The sequence below is a fragment of the Amycolatopsis sp. NPDC006125 genome (assembly GCF_040614195.1).
Lineage (GTDB): Bacteria > Actinomycetota > Actinomycetes > Mycobacteriales > Pseudonocardiaceae > Amycolatopsis_E > Amycolatopsis_E tucumanensis.
The window spans coordinates 46,158-69,566 of the sequence record NZ_JBEXTZ010000028.1; the positions used below are offsets into that span (position 1 = coordinate 46,158).

The 23,409-nt window shown below is 72.3% G+C and carries 24 protein-coding genes; 10 read left to right on the top strand and 14 right to left on the bottom strand.

The annotated features are described in order from the left end of the window. Positions 1-8: 8 nt before the first annotated feature. From ABZ193_RS16635 to ABZ193_RS16645, 3 genes are read right to left on the bottom strand one after another with little or no spacing between them, the layout of a single operon-like run. On the bottom strand, positions 9-704 hold the full coding sequence (locus ABZ193_RS16635; RefSeq protein WP_354710463.1) for a VOC family protein: 696 nt from the start codon (positions 702-704) through the stop codon (positions 9-11). After that, on the bottom strand, positions 628-1,887 hold the full coding sequence (locus ABZ193_RS16640; RefSeq protein WP_354710464.1) for an MFS transporter: 1,260 nt from the start codon (positions 1,885-1,887) through the stop codon (positions 628-630). The genes ABZ193_RS16635 and ABZ193_RS16640 overlap by 77 nt, the downstream gene beginning before the upstream one ends. Next, positions 1,884-3,380, bottom strand: a complete 1,497-nt coding sequence (locus ABZ193_RS16645) for an aldehyde dehydrogenase family protein (RefSeq protein WP_354710465.1) — start codon at positions 3,378-3,380, stop codon at positions 1,884-1,886. The genes ABZ193_RS16640 and ABZ193_RS16645 overlap by 4 nt, the downstream gene beginning before the upstream one ends. Before the next feature lie 143 nt (positions 3,381-3,523). Here ABZ193_RS16645 and ABZ193_RS16650 point away from each other — a divergent pair, with 143 nt between their 5' ends. Both ABZ193_RS16650 and ABZ193_RS16655 read left to right on the top strand, forming a co-directional pair. Further along, on the top strand, positions 3,524-3,883 hold the full coding sequence (locus ABZ193_RS16650) for an STAS domain-containing protein (protein ID WP_354710466.1): 360 nt from the start codon (positions 3,524-3,526) through the stop codon (positions 3,881-3,883). Between the two features lie 72 nt (positions 3,884-3,955). Continuing rightward, positions 3,956-4,390 carry an ATP-binding protein gene (locus ABZ193_RS16655; protein ID WP_020419203.1) on the top strand — a complete coding sequence of 145 codons (435 nt, stop codon included), beginning with the start codon at positions 3,956-3,958 and terminating at the stop codon, positions 4,388-4,390. A gap of 179 nt (positions 4,391-4,569) precedes the next feature. Here ABZ193_RS16655 and ABZ193_RS16660 read toward each other — a convergent pair whose 3' ends face one another. The 3 genes from ABZ193_RS16660 to ABZ193_RS16670 are packed head-to-tail and all read right to left on the bottom strand — an operon-like array spanning position 4,570 to position 8,780. Next, a complete protein-coding gene (locus tag ABZ193_RS16660; protein ID WP_020419204.1) occupies positions 4,570-5,235 on the bottom strand; it encodes a DNA alkylation repair protein in 666 nt (221 codons plus the stop codon). Positions 5,236-5,244: 9 nt separating this feature from the next. Further along, entirely contained in the window at positions 5,245-6,828 is a 1,584-nt protein-coding gene (locus tag ABZ193_RS16665) for an amidohydrolase (RefSeq protein ID WP_020419205.1), read from the bottom strand. A 14-nt stretch (positions 6,829-6,842) separates the two neighbouring features. After that, the gene (locus ABZ193_RS16670; protein WP_354710468.1) at positions 6,843-8,780 is read right to left on the bottom strand and encodes a primary-amine oxidase; all 1,938 of its coding nucleotides are present in this window, start codon (positions 8,778-8,780) and stop codon (positions 6,843-6,845) included. A gap of 20 nt (positions 8,781-8,800) precedes the next feature. Between ABZ193_RS16670 and ABZ193_RS16675 the strand changes: the two genes are divergently transcribed. The 4 genes from ABZ193_RS16675 to ABZ193_RS16690 all read left to right on the top strand — a co-directional run bounded on the left by ABZ193_RS16675 (position 8,801) and on the right by ABZ193_RS16690 (position 12,972). Next, positions 8,801-9,388, top strand: a complete 588-nt coding sequence (locus ABZ193_RS16675) for a TetR/AcrR family transcriptional regulator (protein WP_020419207.1) — start codon at positions 8,801-8,803, stop codon at positions 9,386-9,388. Positions 9,389-9,487: 99 nt separating this feature from the next. Next, positions 9,488-10,867, top strand: coding sequence for an MFS transporter (locus tag ABZ193_RS16680; RefSeq protein ID WP_020419208.1), 1,380 nt, complete (start codon positions 9,488-9,490; stop codon positions 10,865-10,867). Then, the gene (locus ABZ193_RS16685; protein WP_020419209.1) at positions 10,868-11,956 is read left to right on the top strand and encodes an NAD/NADP-dependent octopine/nopaline dehydrogenase family protein; all 1,089 of its coding nucleotides are present in this window, start codon (positions 10,868-10,870) and stop codon (positions 11,954-11,956) included. After that, on the top strand, positions 11,953-12,972 hold the full coding sequence (locus ABZ193_RS16690; RefSeq protein WP_020419210.1) for a 3-hydroxyacyl-CoA dehydrogenase NAD-binding domain-containing protein: 1,020 nt from the start codon (positions 11,953-11,955) through the stop codon (positions 12,970-12,972). Before ABZ193_RS16685 ends, ABZ193_RS16690 begins: the two co-directional genes overlap by 4 nt. Here ABZ193_RS16690 and ABZ193_RS16695 read toward each other — a convergent pair. Genes ABZ193_RS16695 through ABZ193_RS16705 form a run of 3 tightly spaced genes read right to left on the bottom strand, consistent with a single transcriptional unit; the run spans position 12,877 to position 15,969 of the window. After that, positions 12,877-14,319 (bottom strand): APC family permease, encoded by a 1,443-nt coding sequence (locus tag ABZ193_RS16695; RefSeq protein ID WP_020419211.1) that lies wholly within the window; start codon positions 14,317-14,319, stop codon positions 12,877-12,879. The genes ABZ193_RS16690 and ABZ193_RS16695 overlap by 96 nt on opposite strands. 24 nt (positions 14,320-14,343) lie before the next feature. Beyond that, positions 14,344-14,649 (bottom strand): hypothetical protein, encoded by a 306-nt coding sequence (locus ABZ193_RS16700; RefSeq protein WP_020419212.1) that lies wholly within the window; start codon positions 14,647-14,649, stop codon positions 14,344-14,346. Between the two features lie 27 nt (positions 14,650-14,676). After that, complete coding sequence (locus ABZ193_RS16705; protein ID WP_020419213.1) at positions 14,677-15,969, bottom strand: NAD(P)/FAD-dependent oxidoreductase; 1,293 nt, start codon at positions 15,967-15,969, stop codon at positions 14,677-14,679. Positions 15,970-16,094: 125 nt separating this feature from the next. Here ABZ193_RS16705 and ABZ193_RS16710 point away from each other — a divergent pair, with 125 nt between their 5' ends. Further along, positions 16,095-16,682, top strand: coding sequence for a TetR family transcriptional regulator (locus tag ABZ193_RS16710; protein WP_020419214.1), 588 nt, complete (start codon positions 16,095-16,097; stop codon positions 16,680-16,682). Positions 16,683-16,685: 3 nt separating this feature from the next. Here the strand turns inward: ABZ193_RS16710 and ABZ193_RS16715 are convergent, their stop codons facing one another. Continuing rightward, on the bottom strand, positions 16,686-18,017 hold the full coding sequence (locus ABZ193_RS16715) for an MFS transporter (protein ID WP_354710470.1): 1,332 nt from the start codon (positions 18,015-18,017) through the stop codon (positions 16,686-16,688). Positions 18,018-18,191: 174 nt separating this feature from the next. Between ABZ193_RS16715 and ABZ193_RS16720 the strand changes: the two genes are divergently transcribed. The 3 genes from ABZ193_RS16720 (at position 18,192) to ABZ193_RS16730 (ending at position 19,626) form a co-directional block, all read left to right on the top strand. Further along, the gene (locus tag ABZ193_RS16720; RefSeq protein WP_237334999.1) at positions 18,192-18,746 is read left to right on the top strand and encodes a nuclear transport factor 2 family protein; all 555 of its coding nucleotides are present in this window, start codon (positions 18,192-18,194) and stop codon (positions 18,744-18,746) included. Then, positions 18,743-19,354: a response regulator gene (locus ABZ193_RS16725; protein ID WP_237334998.1), complete on the top strand. Its 612-nt coding sequence runs from the start codon at positions 18,743-18,745 to the stop codon at positions 19,352-19,354. Before ABZ193_RS16720 ends, ABZ193_RS16725 begins: the two co-directional genes overlap by 4 nt. A gap of 80 nt (positions 19,355-19,434) precedes the next feature. Continuing rightward, on the top strand, positions 19,435-19,626 hold the full coding sequence (locus ABZ193_RS16730; protein WP_237334997.1) for a helix-turn-helix transcriptional regulator: 192 nt from the start codon (positions 19,435-19,437) through the stop codon (positions 19,624-19,626). Between the two features lie 194 nt (positions 19,627-19,820). On the opposite strand, the gene ABZ193_RS16735 is transcribed toward ABZ193_RS16730, so the two are convergent. From ABZ193_RS16735 to ABZ193_RS16750, 4 genes are all read right to left on the bottom strand, one after another. Next, positions 19,821-21,056, bottom strand: a complete 1,236-nt coding sequence (locus ABZ193_RS16735) for an amidase (RefSeq protein WP_237334996.1) — start codon at positions 21,054-21,056, stop codon at positions 19,821-19,823. Further along, positions 21,053-21,310, bottom strand: a complete 258-nt coding sequence (locus ABZ193_RS16740) for a hypothetical protein (protein WP_027929904.1) — start codon at positions 21,308-21,310, stop codon at positions 21,053-21,055. Before ABZ193_RS16740 ends, ABZ193_RS16735 begins: the two co-directional genes overlap by 4 nt. A 10-nt stretch (positions 21,311-21,320) precedes the next feature. Then, positions 21,321-21,827 (bottom strand): flavin reductase, encoded by a 507-nt coding sequence (locus ABZ193_RS16745; protein ID WP_237334995.1) that lies wholly within the window; start codon positions 21,825-21,827, stop codon positions 21,321-21,323. Positions 21,828-21,921: 94 nt separating this feature from the next. Further along, positions 21,922-23,400 (bottom strand): ATP-binding protein, encoded by a 1,479-nt coding sequence (locus tag ABZ193_RS16750; protein WP_237334994.1) that lies wholly within the window; start codon positions 23,398-23,400, stop codon positions 21,922-21,924. Positions 23,401-23,409 lie beyond the last annotated feature (9 nt).

Genomic DNA, 23,409 nt, shown 5'->3' on the forward strand with positions numbered 1-23,409 from the left:
TAGGTCGCTCAGCTCCCGCGCCCGGCGGGCTCCGGCTGGGTGACGGCCGTGCGCCGGATGACGATCTCCCCGTCGGCCGTGGTCACCGCGACCGCGTAGAGGCCCGGCCGGTCGCCGTTGTACCTCAGCGGCAGCCCGGCCGCCTCCGGCCCGAGCCAGCCGACCATGTCCTCCCGGGTGCCGCCGACCTCCATCCACGCGATCCCCCGCGGCGTCACCGCGGACGGGCAGGGCTGCGCGGCCGGGTGCACGCTCAGGTCGGGGAGGTGGAAGACGTTGGGCAGGCCGCGGCTCCAGCACGACACGGTGTCCGGGGTGCGGGCGGGCGCGCTGAGGCTGCCGTCCGGCCGCTGCCGCAAGCCCGTTTCGATGATGCCGGTGTCCAGGCGCGCGGCGACGGCTTCGAGTTCGGCGCGGGTGTCCACCCGCAGGCACCAGCCGAGGTAGACGTCGCCGCCGCGGATCTGCTCGTAGAACCAGCGGTCGGAGGCGTTGTGCTCGGGCGAGTAGGCGTCGATGACGCTTTCCACCTCGATGTACTGGTCCGGCCCGAGCGGGACGATCCGGTTGGCGATGCCCAGACCGGGGAACCAGCTGCCCTCGTACTGCCCAGCCCGTGCGCCGCGCTCACCGTCCTGGCCGGCCCCATCCGCGTGAAGGGGGCCTGATTCTCGCCACCGACCACGTTTCCCTGGTACCCGCAACCTGTACGAGGGCAGTGAGCGGCTCTGCCCGGAGGCTGCCCACCGCCACCGCCGGGCCGGGCCGGAGGTGGCCGATGGGCAGTTGCCACATCAGCGACAGGCTGGCGTAGATGCCCGCGGTGAGCAGGACGGTGCCGATCAGGGTGACGACCAGGCCGTTGCCGTTGATCGCGACGAGCACGCCGACCGCGGCGAGCAGCGCGCCCGCCGCCGAGTGCCACACCCGTTCGGCGCGCCGGTCGGAGTGGCGCGCCCAGAAGAGCGCGACGCCGATCGCGGGCAGGTAGACGAGCGCGGTCACCAGGCCGGTCTGCACGAGGCTCAGCCGGGTGTCGTAGGACTCGGCGAAACCGGCGATGATCAGCGGCAGGAACGCGGTCAGCGCGGCGAACCCGACCCACAGCAGCCCGGTCGCGAAGGCGAAGGTGAGCAGCCGCGCGTCCCGCAGCCGCCCGGTGAGGTCGGCGAGCCGGATGCGCGGACGGCCGCCCTCGGGCGGGGGCACCTCGGCCAGCACCGCCGCGCGCTCCCGCGGGGTGAGCCAGCGCGCCTTCTCCGGCCGGTCGGTCAGCCACACCAGCACGAGCAGCCCGATCAGCACCGACGGCAGGCCCTCCAGGATGAACATCCACCGCCACCCGGTGAGCCCGCCCAGACCGTCGGTGCCCTGCAGGATCACCGCCGACAGCGGCGTGCCGATCACCGCGTACAACGGCAGGCTCGCGATCACGCTGATCAGCCCGCGCCTGGCCGGGGCGAACCAGTAGGTGAGGTAGAGCAGCATGCCGGGCAGGAACCCGGACTCGGCGGCGCCGAGCAGCACGCGCAGGGTGATCAGCGAGCCCCCGCCCTGCACGAACCCGGTGCAGGTGGCGACCGCGCCCCAGCACACCATCAGCAACGCCAGCCACCGGCGCGGGCCGACCCGCTGCAGCGCCAGGTTGCTCGGGATCTGCAGCGCGATGTAGCCGGCGGAGAAGATGCCGGTGGCGAACCCGAACGCGGCCGCGGACAGCCCCAGGTCGGCGTTCATGGTCAGGGCCGCGGTGCCGAGGTTGACCCGGTCCAGGAACGCGGCCGTGTACATCAGCAGGACGAGCGGGACCAGGCGCCACGCGACCTTGCGCAGCGCCCGGCGCCGGACCTCGGGCGGGACCGCCGTGCCGGCGGCCGCCGTCGTCACCCGTTCCGCCCGGTGACTTCGAGCGACGGCGCCCAGCGGGGGATCTCGCTGGTGCCGGACGGCAGCCGGATGCTCTTGCTGTAGCCGAACTCGTGCAGGGTTTCCAGCGCGTGCTCGCGGCCGTAGCCGCTCGCGCCGACCCCGCCGAACGGGGTGCCGGTGAAGGCGCGGTTGTAGTTGTTGACGAACACCATCCCGGCGCGCAGGGCGCGGCTGACCCGCAGGGCGCGCTCGGAATCGCGGGTGAACACCCCGGCGACCAGGCCGAAGTCGGTGCCGTTGGCGATGCTGACCGCCTCGGCCTCGTCCTGGAACGGGATCAGGGTGACGACCGGGCCGAAGATCTCCTCGGTGGCGATGCGCATGTCCCGCCGGACGCCGGTGAACAGGGTCGGCGGGACGTAGAAGCCGCCGGCCAGCCGCGGGTCGGCAGGCAGCGGCGCCTGGGCCGCGACCGTGGCGCCTTCGGCGATGCCGACGTCGATGTAGTCCAGGACCCGGCGGCGCTGGGCCTCGGTCACCATCGGGCCGACGTGGGTGCCGGGGTCCGCGCCGTCGCCGACCCGCAGCCGCGGCACGGCTTCGGCGTAGCGGCGCGCCACCTCGTCGTGGACGCCGGCCTGGACCAGGACCCGCGACGCGGCCGTGCACGCCTCGCCCTGGTTGAAGAACCCGCCTTCGATCGCCCACGGCAGGGCGCTGTCGAGGTCGGCGTCGTCGAAGACGATGAACGGGTTCTTGCCGCCGAGCTCCATCAGTGTCGGGGTGAGGTTGTCCGCGGCGGTCTTGATGACCGCGGTCCCGGTGCTCGGCGCGCCGGTGAACGAGATCTTGCCGACGAGCTCGTGCGCGGCCAGCCGGGCCCCGATGCGGCCGGTGCCGGGCACGACGTGGACGACGTCGTCGGGCAGGATCGACTGGGCGATCTCCACGACGCGCAGCACCGACAGCGGCGCCTGCTCCGGTGGTTTGATCACCACCGCGTTGCCGACCGCGAGCGCGGGGGCCAGCTTGCCCGCCGCGTGCAGGGGCGGCCAGTTGAACGGCACGATCGCGGCGACCACCCCGTACGGTTCGAGGGTGGTGATGTCCAGCGTGCTGCCCGCGTCGCGGACCTGGTTCGGCATCGCCTCGCACAGGCTCGCGAACAGCTCGAAGATCGCGATGGCCGCCTCCAGGTCGAACTGGCGCGCCTGGGACAGCGGTTTGCCATTGTCGGAGGTTTCCAGCGCCGCGATCTCGTCGGCGTTCTCGCGCACCGCCTGCGCGATCTTCCACAGCCAGCGGCCGCGTTCCCGCGGGCTGCGGGCCTTCCACGCGAAGTGCGCGTCGTAGGCCGCCTGGACGGCGAGGTCGGTCTCCTTGACCCCGGCGCCCTGCACGACCGCCACCGGTTCGCCGGTGGCCGGGTTCTCCACGGTGAACCGGTCGGCGTCGTCCGAAGAGGACCACCGGGTGCGGATCACGTCCCCTGGGCTGCTCGTTGTTGTCACGTCACGCTCCCATCTGGCTTCGTGCGACACATCGTGAGCCGGGCGCGATCCACAAGGAAGCCAATTCTGGCTATGCCGGAAATCGAGAGACTCTATGTGCGGAGGGTGCGGGCGGTCCGGGGAGGGTGGATGATGGCGGCACCATGCCGACCTGCTTCGACCATCCGCCCCGGGCCCTGTGCCGCGTCCAGGTGCGGCGCACCGGCAGCGGGCTGGTGCTGTCGGTGCACGGCGAAGTGGATCTCGAGGCGATGCCGGTGCTCGAGGACGCGCTGGCGACGGCGCTGCGCGAGGCGCCCGGGGTGCTGGTGGTGGACCTGACCGGGGTCGGTTTCCTGGCGGCCTGCGGTCTCCGGGCCCTGGTCGAGACGCACCTGCGCGGCGGCACACGGCTGCGGATCGTGGCGGACGGCATCTCCCGGCGGGTTCTCGAGCTGAGCGGGCTGACCGGCACGCTCGCTGTCTACACCGACATCGCGCACGCCGAGGCCGGCGTCGCCTGAGTTGCGGTTTTGGCGTCCGGCCAGCAGGGTGGTCGTCGGCGACCGTCTTGAGCAGACAGGACGGAGTTGGGGATGGTGACCACGCAGCCGATGTCGGAGATCTCGGAACCGCTGACGTTGGACCTCGAACCGGGCACGGTGCCGCCGCTGGTGGCGGTGCGGCGGTGGGCGGCCAGAGCGCTGTCGGATCTCGGGGAGGACCACCTCGTCGCTGTTCAGCTGGTCGCCACCGAGATCCTCACCAACGCCCACGAGCACGCGGGCGGCGCCGGGCAGCTGCGGCTGTGGCGGGAGCGCGACCCGTGCCGGATCCGCGTCGAGGTGGACGACCCCTCCCCGCGGCGACCGGAACTCCGCAGGCCGGACCCGGCCAGTCCGCGTGGCCGGGGCCTGGCGATGGTGGCCAAGCTGACCGGGGATTGGGGCAGCCGGCGCCGCGGCGACGGTGGGAAGACGGTGTGGGCGGCGATCGACTGCACGAGCTATCCGTGGGGCCGCTGCCCCTGACGCCGGGCCAGGCCAACCGCCTCACCCCGGGCTGGCCAACTGCCGTCGCACCATTTCGGTGATCCACCCCTTGAGCACTTCCAGGCGCTCGGCGATGCCGATGGGCGTGGTTCCGGTGCTCCGGTGGGGGCGGTCCGGGCGGCTCGGCCAGGCAACCGCGCCGCTGCCTCATCCCGAGCTCACCCCGGGCTGGCCTCCTGCCGTCGCACGATCTCCGTGATCCACGTCGGTGCGTAGGGGGATGTGCAGTTCGGTGGCGTGGGGTAGTCCTTGAGCACCTCCAGCCGCTCCCCGATGCCGATCGCCCGGTCCCGGTGCTCCGCGTGGGAGATCCCGATCTGCGCCAGGCAGTGGTTCATCGCCCACTGGAGGCGGTCCGGGGCGTCCTTCATCTCCGCCTCGATGACCTCCAGCAGCCTCCCCAGGTCGAGCCCCCCGGGCCGCTTCGCCACGCGGTCCGTCGTCAGCGCCCACCCGGCGCTCGCGACCACCGGGTCCGCGTCGGCGAGCCAGGACAGCCGCAGGTCCTCCGCGTGCGGGCTCTTCTTCACCACGTAGTTCACGAGCCAGTCGTGCACCTTCGGCGCCCGCGCCTCGCGCAGCATCGCGTCCAGCTCGGCGCGCTCGAACGCCCTCGGGCGGCAGATCAGCAGCGCCAGCAGCCGCGCGGCCGTGTCGCCCGTCGCCCACAGCTCGCGCGCCAGGTCGTGCTGCGTCTTCAGCCGCTTCGCGATCGCGCGCAGCTTGCCCAGGTTCACACCGTGGTCGTCACCGTGCTTCTCGTTGACCGCCCGCGCCTTCGGGTCCTCCAGCGCGGCCAGCTCGGCCATCACCTCCGCCACCATCACGCCACCCTACCGGCGCTGGTACACCCGGCGGCCCGCGAACCACGTCTCCTCGGCCCGCGTGCCGGCCAGCTGGTCGGCGGGCACGGCGAACGGATCGCGGTCGAGCACCACGAAATCGGCCGACTTGCCCGCCACCAGCGAACCGGTGACGTCGTCGACGCCCATCGCCCGAGCCGCGCCCAGCGTGTAGGCGTGCAGGGCCTCCTCGAGGGTGAGTGCCTGCTCCGGCCACAGCTCGCCGGGATGCGTGCCCGTCGGGTCGGCCCGCGTCACCAGTCCCTGGATGCCCGGCCACGGGTTCGGCGAGGGCACCACGGGCCAGTCCGAGCCGCCGGCGATCAGCACCCCGGCGTCGACCAGGTTCCGGTTCGGGTGCAGCTTCTCCGCCCGCTCCCGCGGCACGCACGCGCAGATCGCGTCGAAAATGACGCCGGGGAACCACAGCGCGGGCGACAGGTCGGCGGTCACCCCGAGTTCGGCCAGGCGCGGCACGTCCTCCTCGGCGACGTACTGGCCGTGCGCGATGTGAAACTTCGCGTCCTCGTGCCCGGCGGCGCGCACCGCGGCCACGGCGTCCAGCGTCATCCGCACCGACGCGTCCCCGGTGCAGTGGATCTTCGCCGACATCCCCTGCGCCGCCACCCGCAGCAGCCAGCCGGTCAGCTCGTCGGCGGTCATGGTGGTCTCGCCGCGCCAGGACGGGCCGTGCACGTCGTCGGGCAGGTACGGGCGCAGGAACGCGGCGGTCTTCGACGTCGGCACCCCGTCGAGGAAGATCTTGACGAAGTCCGGCCGGTGGTGGCCGCCGCGGTAGTCCTCCCGCAGGTCGATGAGGTCCTGCCCGAGCGGGTGGGTGCCGAAGATCTGGTCGTTGACCTGCAACGACGTCACCACCCACGCGTCCAGCCGCCCGGTGTCGTCGAGGTGCTTGAGCGCCCGCAGCATCGGCAGCGACGCGGCGGCGTCCTGGAAGGCGGTGATCCCGAACGAGTGCAGGATCTCGATGCCCCGCAGCGAAGCCCGGGCGTCCTGCTCCACATCGGACGGTGCCGACGCCGCGTACGCCCGCTCGACGGGGATCAGGGCGGACTCGATGAGCAGCCCGCTGTCCGCCGAAATTCCCGCGCGTTCCAGTGCGGCGGAGGACACCCAGCGGTTGTGGCAGCTGTCGTCACGCAGCAGCACCGGCCGTCCGCCGCAGGCCTCGTCGAGCGCCGCCAGAGCGTCCGAAGTGGACAACTCGGGAATGAGCGTGCTGCCCCATCCGCCGCCGACCACCCACCCGTCCGGCGGCAGCTCCGCCGACCACTTCCGGATGGCGCTCAGCAGGCCGGGCAGGTCCTCGGTGCCGTCGAACTGCAGCTCGAACAGGTCGGCCCGGCCCGCGGTCAGGTGGTGGTTGTGGACGTCGGCGAGCGCGGGCATCAGGAACGCGCCGCCGTGGTCGACGACCTCGCCGTCGTGAGCCGCCAGCAGGTCCTCGCCGCCGGCCGCGGTGATCACCCCGTCGGTGACGACGAGGACCGAGGCCTCCGGCCGCGCCGGGTCGAGCGTGCGGATGCGGGCGTTGCGGTGGATCTGAACGGACACGGGAATTCCTCCACTCAGTCGCAGCAGTGTGATCCGCGGGCCCGCGGCACGTCGAGGGCGGGGTTGCGGTCGAAGAACCCGACCGGCTTGAGCTTGAAGCCGGTGTAGTCGACCGGCATGATCGGCCAGTCCTCCGGGCGGGGGAAGTGCGTGAGGCCGAAGGTGTGCCACACGACGAGGTCCTGCCCGTCGAGGTCGCGGTCACCGGCCACGTAGGCGGGCAGCCCGGCACCGCCGGGGTGTTGGTTGACGAAGTCGCCGGCCGCGTAGCGCTGCGCCGGGTCATAACGGGTGACCCACAGGTGCTTGGTGGCGAACGTGGCGCGAGCGTGGATGGACGACGCGTCGTCCGCGAGCAGTTCCGGGTTGCCCTCCGGGACGAGCGCGTAGGCGACGGGATCGCCGAGCCGGTTGCGGGACTCCGGGTTGGTGATGTGCCAGATCCGGCCGCGGCGGTTGTCGGCGAGCCGCTGCGCTTCGGATTCCTTCCGCAGCGGCGTCTTGCGGAGCGTGAAGGCGTTGCCGCGCGGGTTGTCCGGCCCGATCGGCACCCGCTCCACGTCGACCTCTTCGACCAGGTTCGCGGTCCCGTCCACGGCCATGTCCAGCCGGGCGCTGAACAGGTGCTGGTGGTACGGGGCGCCGAGACCGGGTGCGAGTTCGGAGGCGTACGGGTAGCCCTTGCCGGGGTAGGCGGAGGTGAACACGACGCCGGTGGCCTTGGCCTCGCACTCGATGGTGCCGTCCAGGTAGAGGTACCAGTAGAAGCCGTAGTCGTAGTTGCCGATCGTGGTGAAGAACGAGATGACCATGCGGCGCTGGCGGCGGGTCTCCGCCGAGCCCGCCCAGAGGTCGGTGTGCTTCCAGAGGATCCCGTAGTCCTCCTCGTGCAGGCAGATCGCGTTGGGCAGGACGCGGGGGTGGCCGAACTCGTCGGCGATCACCGCTTCCAGGTAGGTGATCTCGCCGAGGCAGTCGCAGCCGAGTTCGAGCGCGTTGGCGTAGCGGCCGATGAGGTACTCGCCGGTGTCGAAGTAGTTCTGCCACGAGCGGATGGGGGAGGGGTCGGCGTAGGGCACGACCATCTCGGAGATCGAGGCGCGGCGCACGATCGGCCGGTCCCGGTCGCCGTCGCGGAACGAGATCTCGTGCAGGACAAGGCCTTCGCGGGCGTCGAACCCGATCCGCAGCGACCAGTTCTCCCACCGCAGCAGGTGCCCGTCGAGGGTGAAGCTGGGGCCGTCCGGTTGCGTGATCTCCAGCGGCTTCTGGGTGGTCCGAAGTGGACCGGTGACGGCCGGGTCGTCGAAGTTGCCCGGTTCGGCCGGGATAGGCACCGGGCCGAGGTCGATCACCCGGGTGACCTCCCTGGCCAGGACGTCGACGAACCCGACGAGCCCGTCGACCGGGTGCGCCCACGCGTGGTCCGCCGGGTGCTCCTGCACGAACGCCAGACCGCGCAGGATGCGCCGCCCGGTCTCTTCCGGGTAGTCGAACACCCCGGCCGACAGCGGCGCGACCCGCACCTTCGCCACGTCCAGGTCGCGGGCGGCCAGCGCCGCCAGCCACCGCTCGTCCTTCGCGAGCACCTCCTCGACCAGCGCGAACTCCTCGTCCAGCACGGGCAGCTGCCCGTCCACGGCCGGGTCGAGCGCGCGCCGCGCGACGACGGACTCCGCGGTGAGCGACACCAGCACGTCCTGACCGCCGGTGACGTCGTGCAGGAGGATCCGCGCCACGCGATCGGGGCGGTCGGTGTCCCTGGCGGGTTCTTCGAGGCCCAGGTAGACGACCCGGGCGGTGCCGGGGAGGAGGCCGGCGTCGGCGAGGACGCGGCGGGCGGTGGTGATCTCGTCGGCCGTCAACGGGTCGAGCGGGTGCGGAGGCATCGTCGGGCTCCTTTTTTCTCCACGTGTAGACGAAAGGGTGAGGCATCTTCGCCGCGAACGCAAGAGCCCGTTACCGTGAAGGCATGCCGAAGCAGGTCGACCACGCCCAGCGCCGCGCGGAGATCGCCAACGCCGCGTGGCGGGTGATCGCCGAGCGCGGCATCGACGCGGCCACCATGCGGGCCATCGCCGACGAGATGGGCATGGCCAACGGCGCGCTCAAACACTACTTCCCCGGCAAGAACGCCGTCATCCGCACGGCGTTCACCCGCGTGGTCGACAACACCGACGCCCGCGTGCGGGACCGGCTCGGCGACGCGACCGGGCTGGCCGCGCTCCGCGTGTTCTGCCACGAGGTCATGCCGGTCGAGGACGTCACCCGCCAGGAGGCCCGCGTCGTGCTGCCGTTCTGGCAGCGCGCGCTCGCCGACGCCGAACTGGAGTCGGTCTACGACGCCGCGATGACCGCCTGGCGCGAGCGGATCGGCGGGTTCCTCCGCGACGCCCGCGCCGCCGGTGAGGTCCGTACGCCCGTGCCGGACGAGGTCGTGGTCGAACAGCTGCTCGCCATGCTCAACGGGGTGCAGGCACTGGCGCTGCTCACCCCGGGCACGACCACGCCGGAGCTGCAGCGCCGGATGATCGACGCCTTCCTGGACGGGCTGGCGTAGGGGAATCCTTCAGCGGGCGACGGGAAACACCCAATGTCGCCCGGATCCTCCCGTGATTAGCGTTTTCCAGCAACGCTGGCGAAATCACGGGAGGCGTTCGTGCCGCTGGACGAAGACCTGTTGCCCGAAGCGCGGAAATCGTATCGTTACCAGTGGTACGTGGTGGCGATCTGCATGCTCGCCTACGTGTTCTCGTTCGTCGACCGGCAGATCCTGTCGCTGATGATCGAGCCGATCAAGCGCGACCTGCACCTCACCGACACGCAGTTCAGCCTGCTCAACGGGCTGGCGTTCTCCCTGCTCTACTCGGTGATGGGCCTGCCCATCGCGATACTGGCGGACAAGCGCTCCCGCCCGCTGATCATCTCCATCGGGGTCGCGTTCTGGAGCCTGGCGACCGCGGCCTCCGGGCTGGCGAAGAACTTCGTGCACCTGTTCCTCGCGCGGATCGGCGTCGGCGTCGGCGAGGCCGCGTTGTCGCCCGCCGCGTATTCCATGTTCAGCGACATGTTCCCGAAGAGCAAGCTCGGGCGCGCCTACGGCATCTACTCGCTCGGTTCGTTCATCGGCGGTGCCGCCGCGTTCATCATCGGCGGGTACGTCATCAACCTGCTGAAGTCGGTGGACGCGGTCACGCTGCCGCTGCTCGGCGAGGTGCGCGCGTGGCAGCTGACGTTCCTGATCGTCGGGCTGCCCGGGATCGTCCTGGCGCTGCTGGTGTTCCTCACCGTGCGCGACCCGCGCCGCCGCGGGCTCCGGCGCGACGCCGACGGCGGCGTGCAGAAGGTCGCGCTGCGCCACGTGATCGGGTTCCTGTGGCGGCACCGCCGCACGTTCGCGGCGCACTACCTGGGGTTCTCGCTCTACGCGCTGGTGCTGCTGGGGATGATGGCCTGGACGCCGGCGTTCTACATCCGCGCGTTTTCACTGACCTCCACCGAGGCCGGCTACCTGCTCGGCGTGGTGGTGCTGGTGGCCAACGGCAGCGGCGTGCTCTTCGGCGGCTGGCTGGTCGACCGGCTGGCGCGGCGCGGCCACACCGACGCGGCCATGCGGGCCGGGGTTATCGGCGCGCTGGGCATGACCGTCCCGGTCGTCGCCTTCACGCAGGTCGGCCAGCTGTGGCTGTCGCTGGCGCTGCTGGCCGTCGCGATGTTCTTCGCCTCCTTCCCGATGCCGGCCTCCACGGCCGCCATGCAGGTGCTCAGCCCCAACCAGATGCGGGCCCAGGTGTCGGCGATCTTCCTGCTGATCTCGAACCTCATCGGGCTCGCGCTGGGCACCACGCTCGTCGCGCTGGTCACCGACCGGGTGTTCGGCGACCCGAAGATGGTCGGCTCGTCACTGTCCATTGTCTACGGTCTCGCGTCCGTGCTCACGGTGCTGCTGCTGTGGCGCGGGTGCCGGCACTTCCGGCGCAGCGTCGCGGCGGAGCGCGCGGCCGGGGAACCCGCCGCACAACCGGAAGGAGTCAGCTGAATGAGGATCGCAGTGCTGGGCGGTGGCCACGGGTGCTGGGCCGCGGCCGCGGAACTGACCGAGAACGGCCACGACGTGCGGTGGTGGCGCCGCGACGCCGCCGCGCACCAGGCCCTCCGCGAGGCCGGCGCGATGACCGTCCGCGACCACCGCGGCACCCGGCAGGTGCGGGTGGGCGAGCTGGTCACCGACCTCGCCGAGGCGGTGCGTGACGCCGCCCTGATCGTCATCCCGCTGCCCTCGACCACGCACGCCGACCTGGCCGCCCGGCTCGCCCCGCTGCTCACCGACGGGCAGGTGGTGTTCCTGCCGCCGGGCACGCTCGGGTCGGTCCTGTTCGGCAAGGCGCTGGCGGAGGCGGGCAACCCGGCCGACGTCGCGTTCGCCGAGACCGGCACGCTGCCCTACCTGGCCCGGCGGCACGGCGCCACCGAGGTGGTGATCAGTGGTTATGCGACCCGGCTGCCCACCGGGGTGTTCCCGGCGCGGCTGGCGGCCAAGGCGTTCGACGTGCTGCGCGCGGCCTATCCGAGCGTCGAGGAGAGCGAGGACGGCCTCAGCGGGGCTCTGATGAACGCCGGGCCGGTGATCCACCCGCCGCTGATCCTGATGAACGCCGGGCCGCTGGAGCACTTCGAGGCGTGGGACATCCACAACGAGGGCACGCAACCCGCGATCCGGCGGGTCACCGACGCGCTGGACGGCGAGCGCATCGCGCTGCGGGAGGCGCTGGGCTACGGCGCGCCGCACTTCCCGCTGGCCGACCACTACGCCACCGACGGTGACGAGTGGATGTACGGCCGGGCCGCGCACGAGAAGCTCACCGACTCCGGCGACTGGCGGGAGAAGATCGACCTGCTGACCCACCGCTACATGCTGGAGGACACGCGGCTGGGGCTGTCGCTGCTGGTGTCGGTGGGCCGCTGGGCCGGGGTGCCGACGCCGGTCGCGGCCGGGCTGCTGAGCATCGCCTCGGCGGTCACCGGGCGGGACCTCTACGCGGAGGGCCGGACGCTGGAAAGCCTCGGGCTGGCGGAACTCTCCCGGCCGGAGCTGACGCGGCTGCTGCGGGAGGGTTTCACCTCGTGAGCGACGAGATCGCCGTCGTCGGGGCCGGCCGCATGGGGGAGGGCATCGCGCTCACCTGCCTCGCGGCCGGTTTTCCCGTTGTGCTGGCCGACGTCAAGGACCGCGCGGATGAAGAACGGCGCGAATACGCCGACCGGCTTCGCGCCCGGCTCGGGTCCGGAGTGACCGTGTGCGGGCGGGAGCCGGGCGCGCTGGCCGGTGCCTCGGTGGTGTTCGAGGCCGTGCCGGAGGTGCTGGAGATCAAGCGGGACGTGCTGGCCTGGGTTTGCCGCGAGGTCGCCGCGGACGCGGTGATCGCCTCGACCACGTCGACGTTCCTGGTCACCGAGATCGCCGGACTGGTCGAGCGGCCGGAACGGGCGGTCAACGCGCACTGGCTCAACCCCGCCGATGTCATGCCGCTGGTCGAGGTCAGCCGCAGCGACGAGACCGACCCGGCCGCGGTGTCCCGCCTGACCGGCCTGCTGGAGCGCCTCGGCAAGATCCCGGTGGTGTGCGGGCCCGCGGCAGGCTACATCGTGCCGCGGCTGCAGGCGCTGGTGATGAACGAGGCGGCCCGCATGGTCGAGGAGGGCGTGGCGAGCGCCGCCGACATCGACCTCGCCGTGCGCGCCGGGCTCGGCCCCCGGTTCTCGGTGCTCGGGCCGCTGGAGTTCATCGACTGGGGCGGCGGTGACATCCTGTACTACGCCTCCCGCTACCTGGCCGCCCAGCTCGGCGACCGGTTCCGGCACCCGGACGTCATCGAGGAGAACATGGCCGCCGGCCGCCGTGGTCTGCGGGACGGGACCGGCTTCTACACCTTCGACCCGGACGGCGTCCCGGCGTACCGCGCGGCGCGGATGCGGGAGTTCGCCGAACTGTTCCGCCTGCGGGAACCGGAGCTCCGGGCCGGCACGCCGGTGCCGGCCCGGTCCCCGTCAGGACGCGAGAGCCACAGCGGCGGTGGCCCGTCGCCGGTGCACGACCGCGACCACCAGCCCGAGGACGAACACGGCCGCGACGGACGCCAGTAGCACCGCGGCGGTCGCGCCCGAACCGCCGGTGAGCGTGCCGAAGTTGACGATCAGCAGCACGATCCCCGCCAGGATCAGGACCGCGGCCAGCGCCGGTGAGTACCGCGTGTGCCACGTGGACTCACCGCGCCGGTCGCGCCGGAACCAGGCGAGCACCGACACGCTGGTCAGCACGTACAGCACCAGCAGCCCGACGACCGACACCCCGCCGAACCACGAGAACAACGTCAGCACCGGGTCCATGCCCCGCGCCGCGAACGGCAGCACCAGCGCGGCCGCGACCACCGTCGAGGCCACGCCCGCGAGGTAGGGCGAGCCGTGCCGGTTGGTCCAGGCGAGGCGGCGCGGCAGGACCGCGTTCTCCGCCAGCGAGTGCAGGTACCGGTTGATGGCGTTGTGGAACGCGAGGACGCCGGCCAGCAACGACGTGGCCAGGATGATCCCGACCGCGTGCGCCGCCCAGCCGCCCAGCGTCGCCTGGATCGCGCCGGCGACCAGCCCGCTCGCCTCGCCCGCCCCGACCGCCTGGCCCGCGGCGTCCACAACGGACCCGGCGCCGTAGAAGCTGACCACCATCCAGGCCACGAAGGCGAAGAACACCGCCACGACCGCCACCGCGAGATAGGTCGCCCGGGGGATGGTGCGGCGCGGGTCGCGGGCCTCCGGCGCGTACAGGGCCGTCGACTCGAACCCGAACATCGACGCGACGGCGAAGGTGAACGCGACCCCGGGCGCCCCGGAGGCGATCGCCGACGGGCCGAACGTCGCGCCGAAGTCCAGGCCCTGCGGCCCGCCGCCGCGGGCGAACGTGATCACCGCGAACACCAGCAGGATGCCCATCTCCAGGCCGACCAGGCAGGCCAGGGCGCGGGCGCCGATCTCGATGTTCAGCCAGGCCCACGCCATGACGAGCACCATGGTCACCAGGCCGCACGCCCACCACGGCACGGAGATCCCGGCGTAGGCGGCGAGCAGGCCCGACACGGTGACGCCGTAGAGGCCGTACATGGCGGCCTGGACGGTGCAGTAGGCGAACAGGGCGACGAAGGCGGACGCGGTGCCGGTCGTCGTGCCGAGGCCGCGGCCGATGTAGGTGTAGAACGCGCCGCCGTCGGTCACGTTCCTGCTCATCGTGATGTAGCCGACGGCGAACAACGCCATCACCACCCCGACGAGCAGGAACGTGGCCGGGGCGGCCGGGCCGTTGCCGAGGGTGATCGCGATCGGCAGCGCGCCCGCGATCCCGGTGAGCGGCGACTGCGCCGACAGCACGAAGAAGACGATCGCCGCGACGCCGAGCGAACCCCGGCGCAGGGCGGTCCCGTGATCCGGTGTGGGGAGAGACATCGTTGTCCTTCCGTGGGTTTCCGGTCAGAGCGGGGAGACGGCGGACTCGGGCATGTGGCCTGCGGTGATCTCGACGCCGGAGAGGGCGCCGGCGAACGCGGTGAACTCGGGGATGTCGCCGGCCCCGGCGTTGGCCTTCTCGGCCGCCTCCTGGGTCCGGTAGATCCACACGTCGGTCCAGGAGCCGTCCTCGCCGCGGCTCAGCGCGGGCACGGACAGCAGGTCCGGATGGGCGTCCCGCACGGCCAGGATCGCGGCCGAGCGCAACGCGACGAGACGGTCCTCGGGCAGGTCCGTGCGGTAGTGGACGAACTCGACGAAGTAGGGCACGGGGTTTCCTCTCTGTTGTGGACGGTGTCAGCGGGTGAGCAGCCGCCGCGCGACGGTCAGACCGGTTTCGATGGCGCCGTCGACGAACCCGGCCCATCCGGTCGCGTAGCCGCTGCCGGCGAAGTGCAGGCGGTCCTGCGGCTTGCGGAACTCTTCGAGCGCGCGGAGCTGGCCGGGGGCGAGCATCGGCCAGGTTTCGCCTGCGAACTCGTCGGCGACCCAGTCGTGCCCGTCGGCGGCGACGACCTCCAGGTCCGGCCGCCACAGCGCCAGGGCCTTGGCGACCGCTTCGGTGTCGTCCGGCCGCAGCGCGGACGCGCGGGGACCGAACGCGACCAGCAGGGTGTCGCCGTCCACGGTGTACTCGGTCTGGCCGAACGTGAGCGGCGAGTCCGGGCCCGCGAACACGACGAACGGTTCGACCTCGCCGCGGACGCGGATCCACGTCTTCATCCCCTTCGACGCCTGCCCGGCGCGGGCCGCGTCCCGCAGCACCGCGGGCAGCCCGGGCTCGAACTCGATCGAGGGGAGGACGTTCTGCGGCAGGGTCACCACGACGTCGCCGGCTTCGAAGGTCTTGCCCGACGCGGTTTCCACGGCGACGCCGGTGCTCGTGCGGCGGATCTTCGTGACGACCGTGCCGAGGCGGATGTCGGCGTCGGTGTCGGCGGCGATCGCGTCGGCGAGTGCCTTGGTGCCGTGCGTGAACTTGACCGTCGCGCACGTCTCGAACATCAGCGGCCAGCTGCCCGAGGCCGCCGCGCACCACCGCAGCGCCTGGGTGAGCGCGCCGTCCTCGGGCGGGCTGTTGAAGTTCAGCGCCCACATGCCCGCCAGGAGTTCCCGGTCGGCGGGCGGCAGGCCGAGCGCGTCGATCCGGTCGGTGACGGACTGCCGGTCTAGCGCGTGCAGGACGTCCGGATCGGGGCGCCGGAACGGTTCCCACGGCCACTCGAACCACTCGCGGCTGTCGGCGAGGAACGCCTGCATCCCCGGGTCGAACCGCGCGAACAGCTCGTCCGCGCTGCCTTCGTGGGCCTGCCCGCCGACGTGCCAGTAGGCGCGGGCGGGGACCGGGCTGCGGGTCAGTTCCAGCTGGTAGCGGGAGATCTCGGCCCACACGTGGGGCTGGGTCCAGTGCACCCAGGTGCCGCCGAGTTCGAGCGGGCGGCCCAGCCGCTCGGCGGTCCAGGTGCGGCCGCCGATGCGGTCGCGGGCTTCCAGGACGGTGACCGTGGTGCCGCGGTGGGTGAGTTCGCGGGCGGCCGTCAGGCCCGCGAACCCGGCTCCGACCACGACGACATCGGCGCGTTCAGGCATGAGGGAATCCCTTGCGGAAGGAGAGGTCGACGCCGCCGGTGGCGGGCGTCCGGGGTGTGCCCAACTGTGACTCGGTCCGCTAAATTAGTCAAGTGGATAATTTGGCGGCCGGTACCATTCCGACGGTGACGAACGAGACGGCGGGCGCGTCCCGCGGGCGGGCGCGGCCGCACGGCACGGGCCGGGAGGCCCTGCTGGAGGCGGCGGTGCGGGTCGTGGCGCGCCAGGGGCTCCGGCAGCTCACCTACCGCTCGGTCGCGAAGGAGGCCGGCGTCAACCACGGGCTGGTCACCCACTACTTCGGCAGCATCGACGAGCTGACCGCCCAGGCCCTGCGGCGGTCCCTGGACAGCAGCGTGCCGTCGGTGACCCCCGAGCCGGGCTCGGGCAGGCTGGACCTGCTCGGCGACGGCCTCGCCGAGTTCGTCGCCGAGCAGCCCGAGACCCAGGCGTTCCAGTACGAGCTGACGCTGGAGTCGCGGCGCCGCCCCGAGCTCGCCCCGCAGGTCCGCGAGCTCTACGACGGCTACCGCGCGGCGATCCGCGCCGAGCTCGCCGCCGCCGGGCTGGACGACGAGGGCCTGGCCGCGCTGGTGTTCGCGGCCATGGACGGCCTGGTCTTCCAGCAGATCTGCGGGGTCGACGAGCTGCCGACCGAACGGGTCCTCGACACCCTGCGCCACGTGCTCACGCGCCTGCGGCCGGAGAGCTGACCGTCACCGGACCGGCTCCGGGACCGCCGCGCTCCGGCGGCGCGCCCGCACCGGCGCGGTTTCGGGCAGGCAGAGCAGGCACACCAGCGACAGCCCGAGCAGCGCGGCCAGGTAGAAGCCGACGTTGAGCGCGTCCCCGGTGCCTGCGACGATCCGGTTGGCGATCATCGGCGAGATGCCGCCGCCCAGCACGGCGCCGACGTGGTAGCCCACGCCAACCCCGGACTGGCGCTGCTCGCGCGGGAACAGTTCGGAGAAGAACGTGTACATCGGTCCGAAGAGGACACCGGTGGCGCAGAACCCGATGATCACGGCGGTGTTGACCGCGGCGACCGTGCCCGCCGAGCTGAGCGGGAACATCAGCAGCGCCGACCCCAGCGACAGCACGACACCGGCCAGCATCACCGGCTTGCGGCCGAGGCGGTCGGACAGCCACGCCGCGCCGACGTTGCACAGCGCGTGGCAGACCAGGGCGATCATCGAGCCGTTGACGATGGGCTGGCGGGGCAGCCCCAGCCCCTCCGGGGCGCGGGCCGTGGCGTAGGACAGCATGAACGTGGCCAGCGCGAACGTGCTGGCGGTGAGCCCGATGTTGACGCCCGCGACCAGCGCGAGCCGCCGCCAGTTCGCCTTCACGACCGCCAGCAGCGGCGCCTTCACCCGGGCGCCCTCCTGCTCGGCCATCTCCCGGAACACCGGGCTCTCCGCGACGCCCTTGCGGATCCACAGCCCGACCACGAGCACCAGGCCGCCGGCGAGGAACGGGATCCGCCAGCCCCAGCCCGTGACGTCGTCGTCGGGGAGCAGCAGCACCAGCGTGAAGGCCAGGTTGGCGAGGATCGTGCCGACCGGCGAGCCGATCGCCACGAAGGACCCGTACAGGCCGCGGCGCCGCTCGGGGGCGTGCTCGATCGCCAACACGGCGGCGCTGGAGTTCTCGCCGCCCCTGGCCAGGCCGTGGCACAACCGCAGCAGCACCAGCATGACGGGCGCCGCGACGCCGACGGCCGCGTAGGTCGGCAGCACGCCCATGCCCAGCGTCGCCAGGCCCATCAGCACGAACGCGCCGAACAGGGCCGTCTTGCGGCCGCGGCGGTCGCCGAGCCAGCCGAAGACGGCGCCGCCCAGCGGCGCCGCGACGAAGCCGATCGCGAACGTCGCGAGGCTCATGAACGTGCCGAACCACGCGTCGCCGGTGGCGAAGAACACCTGGCCGAACACCAGGGCGGCGGCGGTTCCGTAGATCTGGAAGTCGTACAGCTCCAGCGAAGTGCCGACCGCGGCGGCCACTCCGATGCGCGGTAGGCTGGGCTGAGCGGGGCCGTGTGTGGTCATCGACCGTCCTCATCGTCCGTGGTGGTTCCCGTTACGGTAGGAAGCGCCCGCCGCGGCTCCCAGTCGCAAATCCCGCAGCCGCATAGGGGAAACCTGCAGCGCGCTTGACAAGGTTCGCGCCGGTGACAGATGGTGTTCGGCATCGCGCCTCCCGCTCGGAGAAGGAGAATCCCGTTGACCGACACCGCTCTCGAAGCACTCGCCCGGCGGGTCGAGGTGCTCGAGGCCGAAGCCGAAATCCGCCGGCTACAGGCTCGTTACATGTTCCTGTGCGACACGCCGCTGCCCGAGTACGGGATTTCCGACGACGCCAAGCGCATCGAGCTGATCCTGGAGCTCTACACCGAGGACGCGGTGTGGGAGGGCGTCGGCGAGTACTACGACGGGCAGTTCGGGCGGGCCGAGGGCAAGCAGGCCATCCGGGAGCACTTCGAGCGGTTCTGGGGCGAGAAGCGGGATCCGGCGCTGCTGTTGAACGCGCACTACCTGACGTCGGAGCAGATCCACGTGCACGGTGACACCGCGGACGGCCAGTGGATCCACATGCAGCCGTGGCTGTTCTCGGACGGCAGTGCGCTGCTGCGGTCCAGCCGCCTGAACAACGCGTTCCGGAAGGAGGACGGCGGGTGGCGGATCACCCGCACCCGCACCGAGAACGTGTTCGTGGCGCCGCTGCCGGACCACTTCGCCAGCGACCACCCGTCTGCGTCGGTACTGATGAAGCCATGACCGACGCGGTGGTGCACATCGTCGACGACGACGAGGGCCTGCGGCAGTCGCTGGCGTTCCTGCTGGAGAGCGTCGGCATCCAGGCGCTGACCTACCCCGACGCGCCCGCCTTCCTGGCCGAGTTCGACCCGGACGAGCCCGCGGTGGTGATCGTCGACGTGCGGATGCCCGGCATGAGCGGGTTCCAGTTGCAGGAGGAACTGACCGCGCGGGGCTACCCGGCGCCGGTCGTGTTCTGCTCCGCGCACGGCGACATCCCGATGTCGGTGCGCGCCATGACCCGCGGCGCGGTGGATTTTCTGGAGAAACCCTACGAGCCGCAGCGGATCCTGGAAGTGGTGCAACGGCAGCAGCAGGACGCGTGCCGGCGGTTCACCCGCGAGGCGGCGCGCCGGGCGGTGGAGGCGCGCCTGGCGCAGCTGACCCAGCGGGAGCGCGAGGTGCTGCGGTTGGTAGTCGAAGGGGTGTCCAGCCAGATGGCGGCGAACCGCCTGGGCACGAGCGTGAAGACGATCGACGTGCACCGGGCGCGGATCAAGGCGAAGACCGGGGCGGAGAGCCTGGGCGCCTTGGTGCACGACATCCTCACGCACCGCGTGCTGGTGTGAGGTCGCTTGTGGATCGTTGAGCGCGGCTCGCCGGTTTCCCCCGGCGAGCCGCGCTGCATTCGGTCGGTGGATGGTGCTGCGTGCTGGCCCAGCGGGAGCGCGAGGTGCTGCGGTTGGTGGTCGAAGGGGTGTCCAGCCAGATGGCGGCGAACCGCTTGGGCACGAGTGTGAAGACGATCGACGTGCACCGGGCGCGGATCAAGGCGAAGACGGGGGCGGAGAGCCTGGGCGCCTTGGTGCACGACATCCTCACGCACCGCGTGGTGGTGTGAGGGTTTCTGCGGGTCCTTTGTGGAGCCCGAGTGCTCACGGCTGAGTGCGGCTCGCCGGTCTGGCGGGCCGCGTCGCATTTCGGCGGTGCGTGGTGCGGGGCCGGATGGCGCCCCCCGGTTTCACCGAGCGAGTCGCGCTGCCTCCCGGCGGGAGGTCCCTTGTGGATCCCGTGCGCCCACTGCCGAGCGCGCGATCACTCCGACAATGCGCGCTCCACCCAGCAAGCCGTGGTCAGCAAAGCGGTCTCCTCCCGCGCCCGGCCGATCAGCTGCACCCCCAGCGGCAGACCGTCCTCAGTGGACGGCCCGGGCACGGCCACCTGTGGAACACCCAGCGCCTGCCACGGCCGGCTCAGCACCGGATCTCCCGTGGCGGCCAGCCCCTCCGGTGGGGGACCGGGCGCCGCGGGGCCGAGGATCGCGTCGTAGGAATCCAGGAAATCCGACACCGCCGACGCGGCCGACCGCACGAACTCCCGCGCCCGCCGGTACTCCGCCTCCGGGGTCTGAGCACCCGTCTGCAACAGCGTCGCCAGGGGCGCGCTCAACTCCGCCACCCGCTCCAGCTCGGCGGCCCGCTCCCGCGCCGCCTCGTACGCCATCACCACCGGGTGCGCCGCGGTCAGGTCGGCGATCAGCCGCTCGTCCGGGAACGCCTCCACCACCGCACCGGCCGCCACCAGGCGGTCCCTCGCAACCGCCAGCGCCGCGCGCATCGCGGGGCCGGCGATGCCCGTCCACAGCAGCAGCCGCGGGGGACGGGCGGGCAGTCCGGCCGCGTCCGGCGAACCGGTCAGCGCCGCGTGGGCCAGCGCCAGATCCGACACCCGGGCGGTGTAGAAGCCGTGGCTGTCCAGGCTCGGGCTCAGCCCGGTGACCCCGTCGACCGGGAACTGGCCGTGGCTGAGCACCATCGCCGCGACCCCGCAGAACGACGCGGGCCGGATCACCGAACCGGCGGTCTGCGACCCGAGCGCGAGCGGCACCTGCCCCGACGCGACGGCCGCCGCCGAGCCGCTCGACGACCCGCCCGGCGTGTGGCCCGGCGCGCTCGGGTTGTCCGTCGGGCCGGGGGAGAAGAACGCGAACTCCGTGGTCACCGTCTTGCCGACCGGCACCGCGCCCGCGCGCCGCCACGCCGTCACGATCGCGGCGTCGGCCGCGGCGGGCGGGCTGCCGGCGCGCAGGCCCGATCCGCACCGCGTGGGCAGGCCGGCCACGTCGATGATGTCCTTCACCCCGAGCGGCACCCCGCCGAGCGGCGCGCCGCCGAGCGGACCGGCCGCGACCGGCTCCGGCCACGCCAGCTCCACCCACGCCCGCAGCGCCGGCTCCGTCTCGGCGATGCGCTCACGGGACCGGCGCAGCGCCCCGTCCACCGAACCGCTCACCAGCTCCCGCAGGGACCACGGCGCGCGCAGCGGCTTCACGCGTCCTCCCAGGCGGCGTCGGCGACCCAGAAGTCCATGCCGCTTTCGCTCACGCCGTGCCGCCACTCCGAGGTCCGGCGCAACGTCGGCTCGACCTTCCTGGTCACGGCGTCCGCCGCCTCCGGGCCGTCGTCGGGCACCTGCCAGTGCACCCAGTTCAGCTCGCGCCCCTCGGCGTCGTGCACGAACAGGTCCACGTGCCGCCAGCCGTAGCCGTGCGTGTCGTTGTAGCAGGTCAGCGTCATCCGCTCCATGGCCGCTCTCCTACGCCGCAGTGGTGCCGAGGCTGTGGAACCGGCGCTGGAAGTACACCAGCGCGGCGGGGTCGTCCCCGCTGATCACGGTGTCCACCTCGACGAACAGCACCGAGTGCGACCCCGACGCCTGCTCGGCGACGATCGTGCCGACCACCGAGGCGCACGCCCCGGTGAGCACCGGCACCCCGTGGGTCGCCAGGTCCCACCGTCCGTCGGTGAACCGCTCCGCGGTGGGCACGCCGGTGGCGCCGGCGAAGTGCAGCGCCAGGTCCTCCTGGCCGGCGCCCAGCACGTTCACCGCCAGCCTGCCGTTGCCGACCAGCACGTCGTGCGAGCGGGCGGTGCGGTTCACGCAGACCAGCACGGTCGGCGGCGAGTCGGTCACCGAACAGGCCGCGCTCACGGTCATGCCGGCGCGGCCACGGGGACCGTCGGTGGTGATGACGGTGACCGCCGCCGAGAGGTTGGCCATCGCGGCGCGGAACTCGGTCTGCTGCCGGGTCAGCTCGGGCACGATTCCTCCAAACGATCGCCGAACAGCTCGAACGTACGCGCGCGGCGGGGCCGCCGGGAAGTGAGAGTTCTTCCCGCCCCGGTAAGGGTTTCCCTTACGTCTCAGGGGTTTCCGCGAGCGGCAGGGCGAACCCGAACCGCGAGCCGGCGCCGTCGCGGGGCTCGGCCCAGATCCGGCCGTGCTGGCGGGTGATGATCCGGTGCGACAACGCCAGGCCGATCCCGCTGCCGTGCTCCTTCGAGGTGAACGACTCGGCGAACGGGTCCCGCGGCAGGCCGCGTCCCCAGTCCTCCACAGTCAGCACGCCCTCACCGCCCTCGGCGCGCGTGGTCAGCACGATCTCGCGGCGCTCCGGGCCGAAGGCCGCCACCTCGTCGATGGCGTTGAAGCAGAAGTTGAGCACCACCTGCCCGGTCAGCACCCGTTCGCACCGCACCGGCACCGGACCCGGCGGCTCGCGGACCACCACGTCGACGCCCGCCGCGTCCGCCCGCAGCCGCACGAAGTACAGGCATTCGGTGACGATCTCGCCGAGGTCGGCCACCTGGCGCACGTGCTCCAGGTGCCCGACGAACGCGCGCAGGGCCGCGACGATGGCGCTCGCGCGGTCGATCTGCCGGACCGCGCTGTCGATGCCGAACCGCACCTGCTCCGCGGCCGTCCCGGACGCGTGCCGGGCGGCGCCACCGAGGAAGTTCGCCGCCGCCGCGAGCGGCTGGCCCAGCTCGTGGGCAATCGCCATCGCCATGTCGCCCATCGCGTTGTAGCGGGCCAGGTAGTTCTCCTGCTGCAGCTCGCGTTCCCGCCGGAGGTCCTCCTGCACGCGGCCGGACACGTCGTGCAGGATCATCAGCAACGCGTCCCCGCCGGTCTCCTGCAGCCGTTCGAGGCTGCCCTCCAGCCACACCGGCTCGTCCGCCCCGGTCAGCGCGAGCTGCACCGTCGTCACCGGATCGGCCCGCTCCAGGACCTCCGGCCAGGACGCCGGGCGGCCGGCCAGCCGCAGCGTGCCGTAACCCGACAACGGGCCGAGCGGCTGCCCGCTGTCCGCGCCGATCACCTTCAACGCCGTGTCGGTGGCGAACCGCAGCACGCCGTCCCGGTCCAGCATCAGCGCGATCGTGGACGTGCGGTGCGCCAGCGCGTCCATGTAGGACGCGGTGCGCCGCAGCTCCTGCTCGATCTCCTGCTCCCGCTCGATGTCGCGAAACTGCACCATCACCGCCGGCCCCTGCGCGAGTTCCACGCGGATCGCGATGGCCTCGGTCGGGATCACCCGTCCCGTGCGGGACCGGTAGTGCCACTCGATGCTGTTCGTGCCCTTCTCCACCGCGTCCTGCAGCCACGCCCGGCCGATCACGCGGTCGTACTGGCGCGCGGTGCTGCTCATGTGGTTCGCCTTGAGCGGACGCAGCTCGGCCACGCTCCACTCGAGCATCTCGCACGCCGCCGGGTTGGCCCACAGGATGTTCTTCGTCGCCGCGTCGTGCACCAGCACGCACATGCGGCTGGCGTGGAGCATGGTCACGAAGTCCTCGGTGACCAGTTCGGGCGCGCGTGGATCCACCTGCATCCCGCCAGG

What these genes read in the sequence shown, in the direction of transcription:
- ABZ193_RS16650 (WP_354710466.1), top strand. Translation starts at nt 3,524, where the DNA reads ATGCCGACCTGCTTCGACCATCCGCCCCGGGCCCTGTGCCGCGTCCAG.
- ABZ193_RS16655 (WP_020419203.1), top strand. Translation starts at nt 3,956, where the DNA reads ATGGTGACCACGCAGCCGATGTCGGAGATCTCGGAACCGCTGACGTTG.
- ABZ193_RS16660 (WP_020419204.1), bottom strand. Translation starts at nt 5,235, where the DNA reads ATGGTGGCGGAGGTGATGGCCGAGCTGGCCGCGCTGGAGGACCCGAAG.
- ABZ193_RS16675 (WP_020419207.1), top strand. Translation starts at nt 8,801, where the DNA reads ATGCCGAAGCAGGTCGACCACGCCCAGCGCCGCGCGGAGATCGCCAAC.
- ABZ193_RS16685 (WP_020419209.1), top strand. Translation starts at nt 10,868, where the DNA reads ATGAGGATCGCAGTGCTGGGCGGTGGCCACGGGTGCTGGGCCGCGGCC.
- ABZ193_RS16695 (WP_020419211.1), bottom strand. Translation starts at nt 14,319, where the DNA reads ATGTCTCTCCCCACACCGGATCACGGGACCGCCCTGCGCCGGGGTTCG.
- ABZ193_RS16705 (WP_020419213.1), bottom strand. Translation starts at nt 15,969, where the DNA reads ATGCCTGAACGCGCCGATGTCGTCGTGGTCGGAGCCGGGTTCGCGGGC.
- ABZ193_RS16715 (WP_354710470.1), bottom strand. Translation starts at nt 18,017, where the DNA reads ATGACCACACACGGCCCCGCTCAGCCCAGCCTACCGCGCATCGGAGTG.
- ABZ193_RS16725 (WP_237334998.1), top strand. Translation starts at nt 18,743, where the DNA reads ATGACCGACGCGGTGGTGCACATCGTCGACGACGACGAGGGCCTGCGG.
- ABZ193_RS16740 (WP_027929904.1), bottom strand. Translation starts at nt 21,310, where the DNA reads ATGGAGCGGATGACGCTGACCTGCTACAACGACACGCACGGCTACGGC.
- ABZ193_RS16750 (WP_237334994.1), bottom strand. Translation starts at nt 23,400, where the DNA reads ATGCAGGTGGATCCACGCGCGCCCGAACTGGTCACCGAGGACTTCGTG.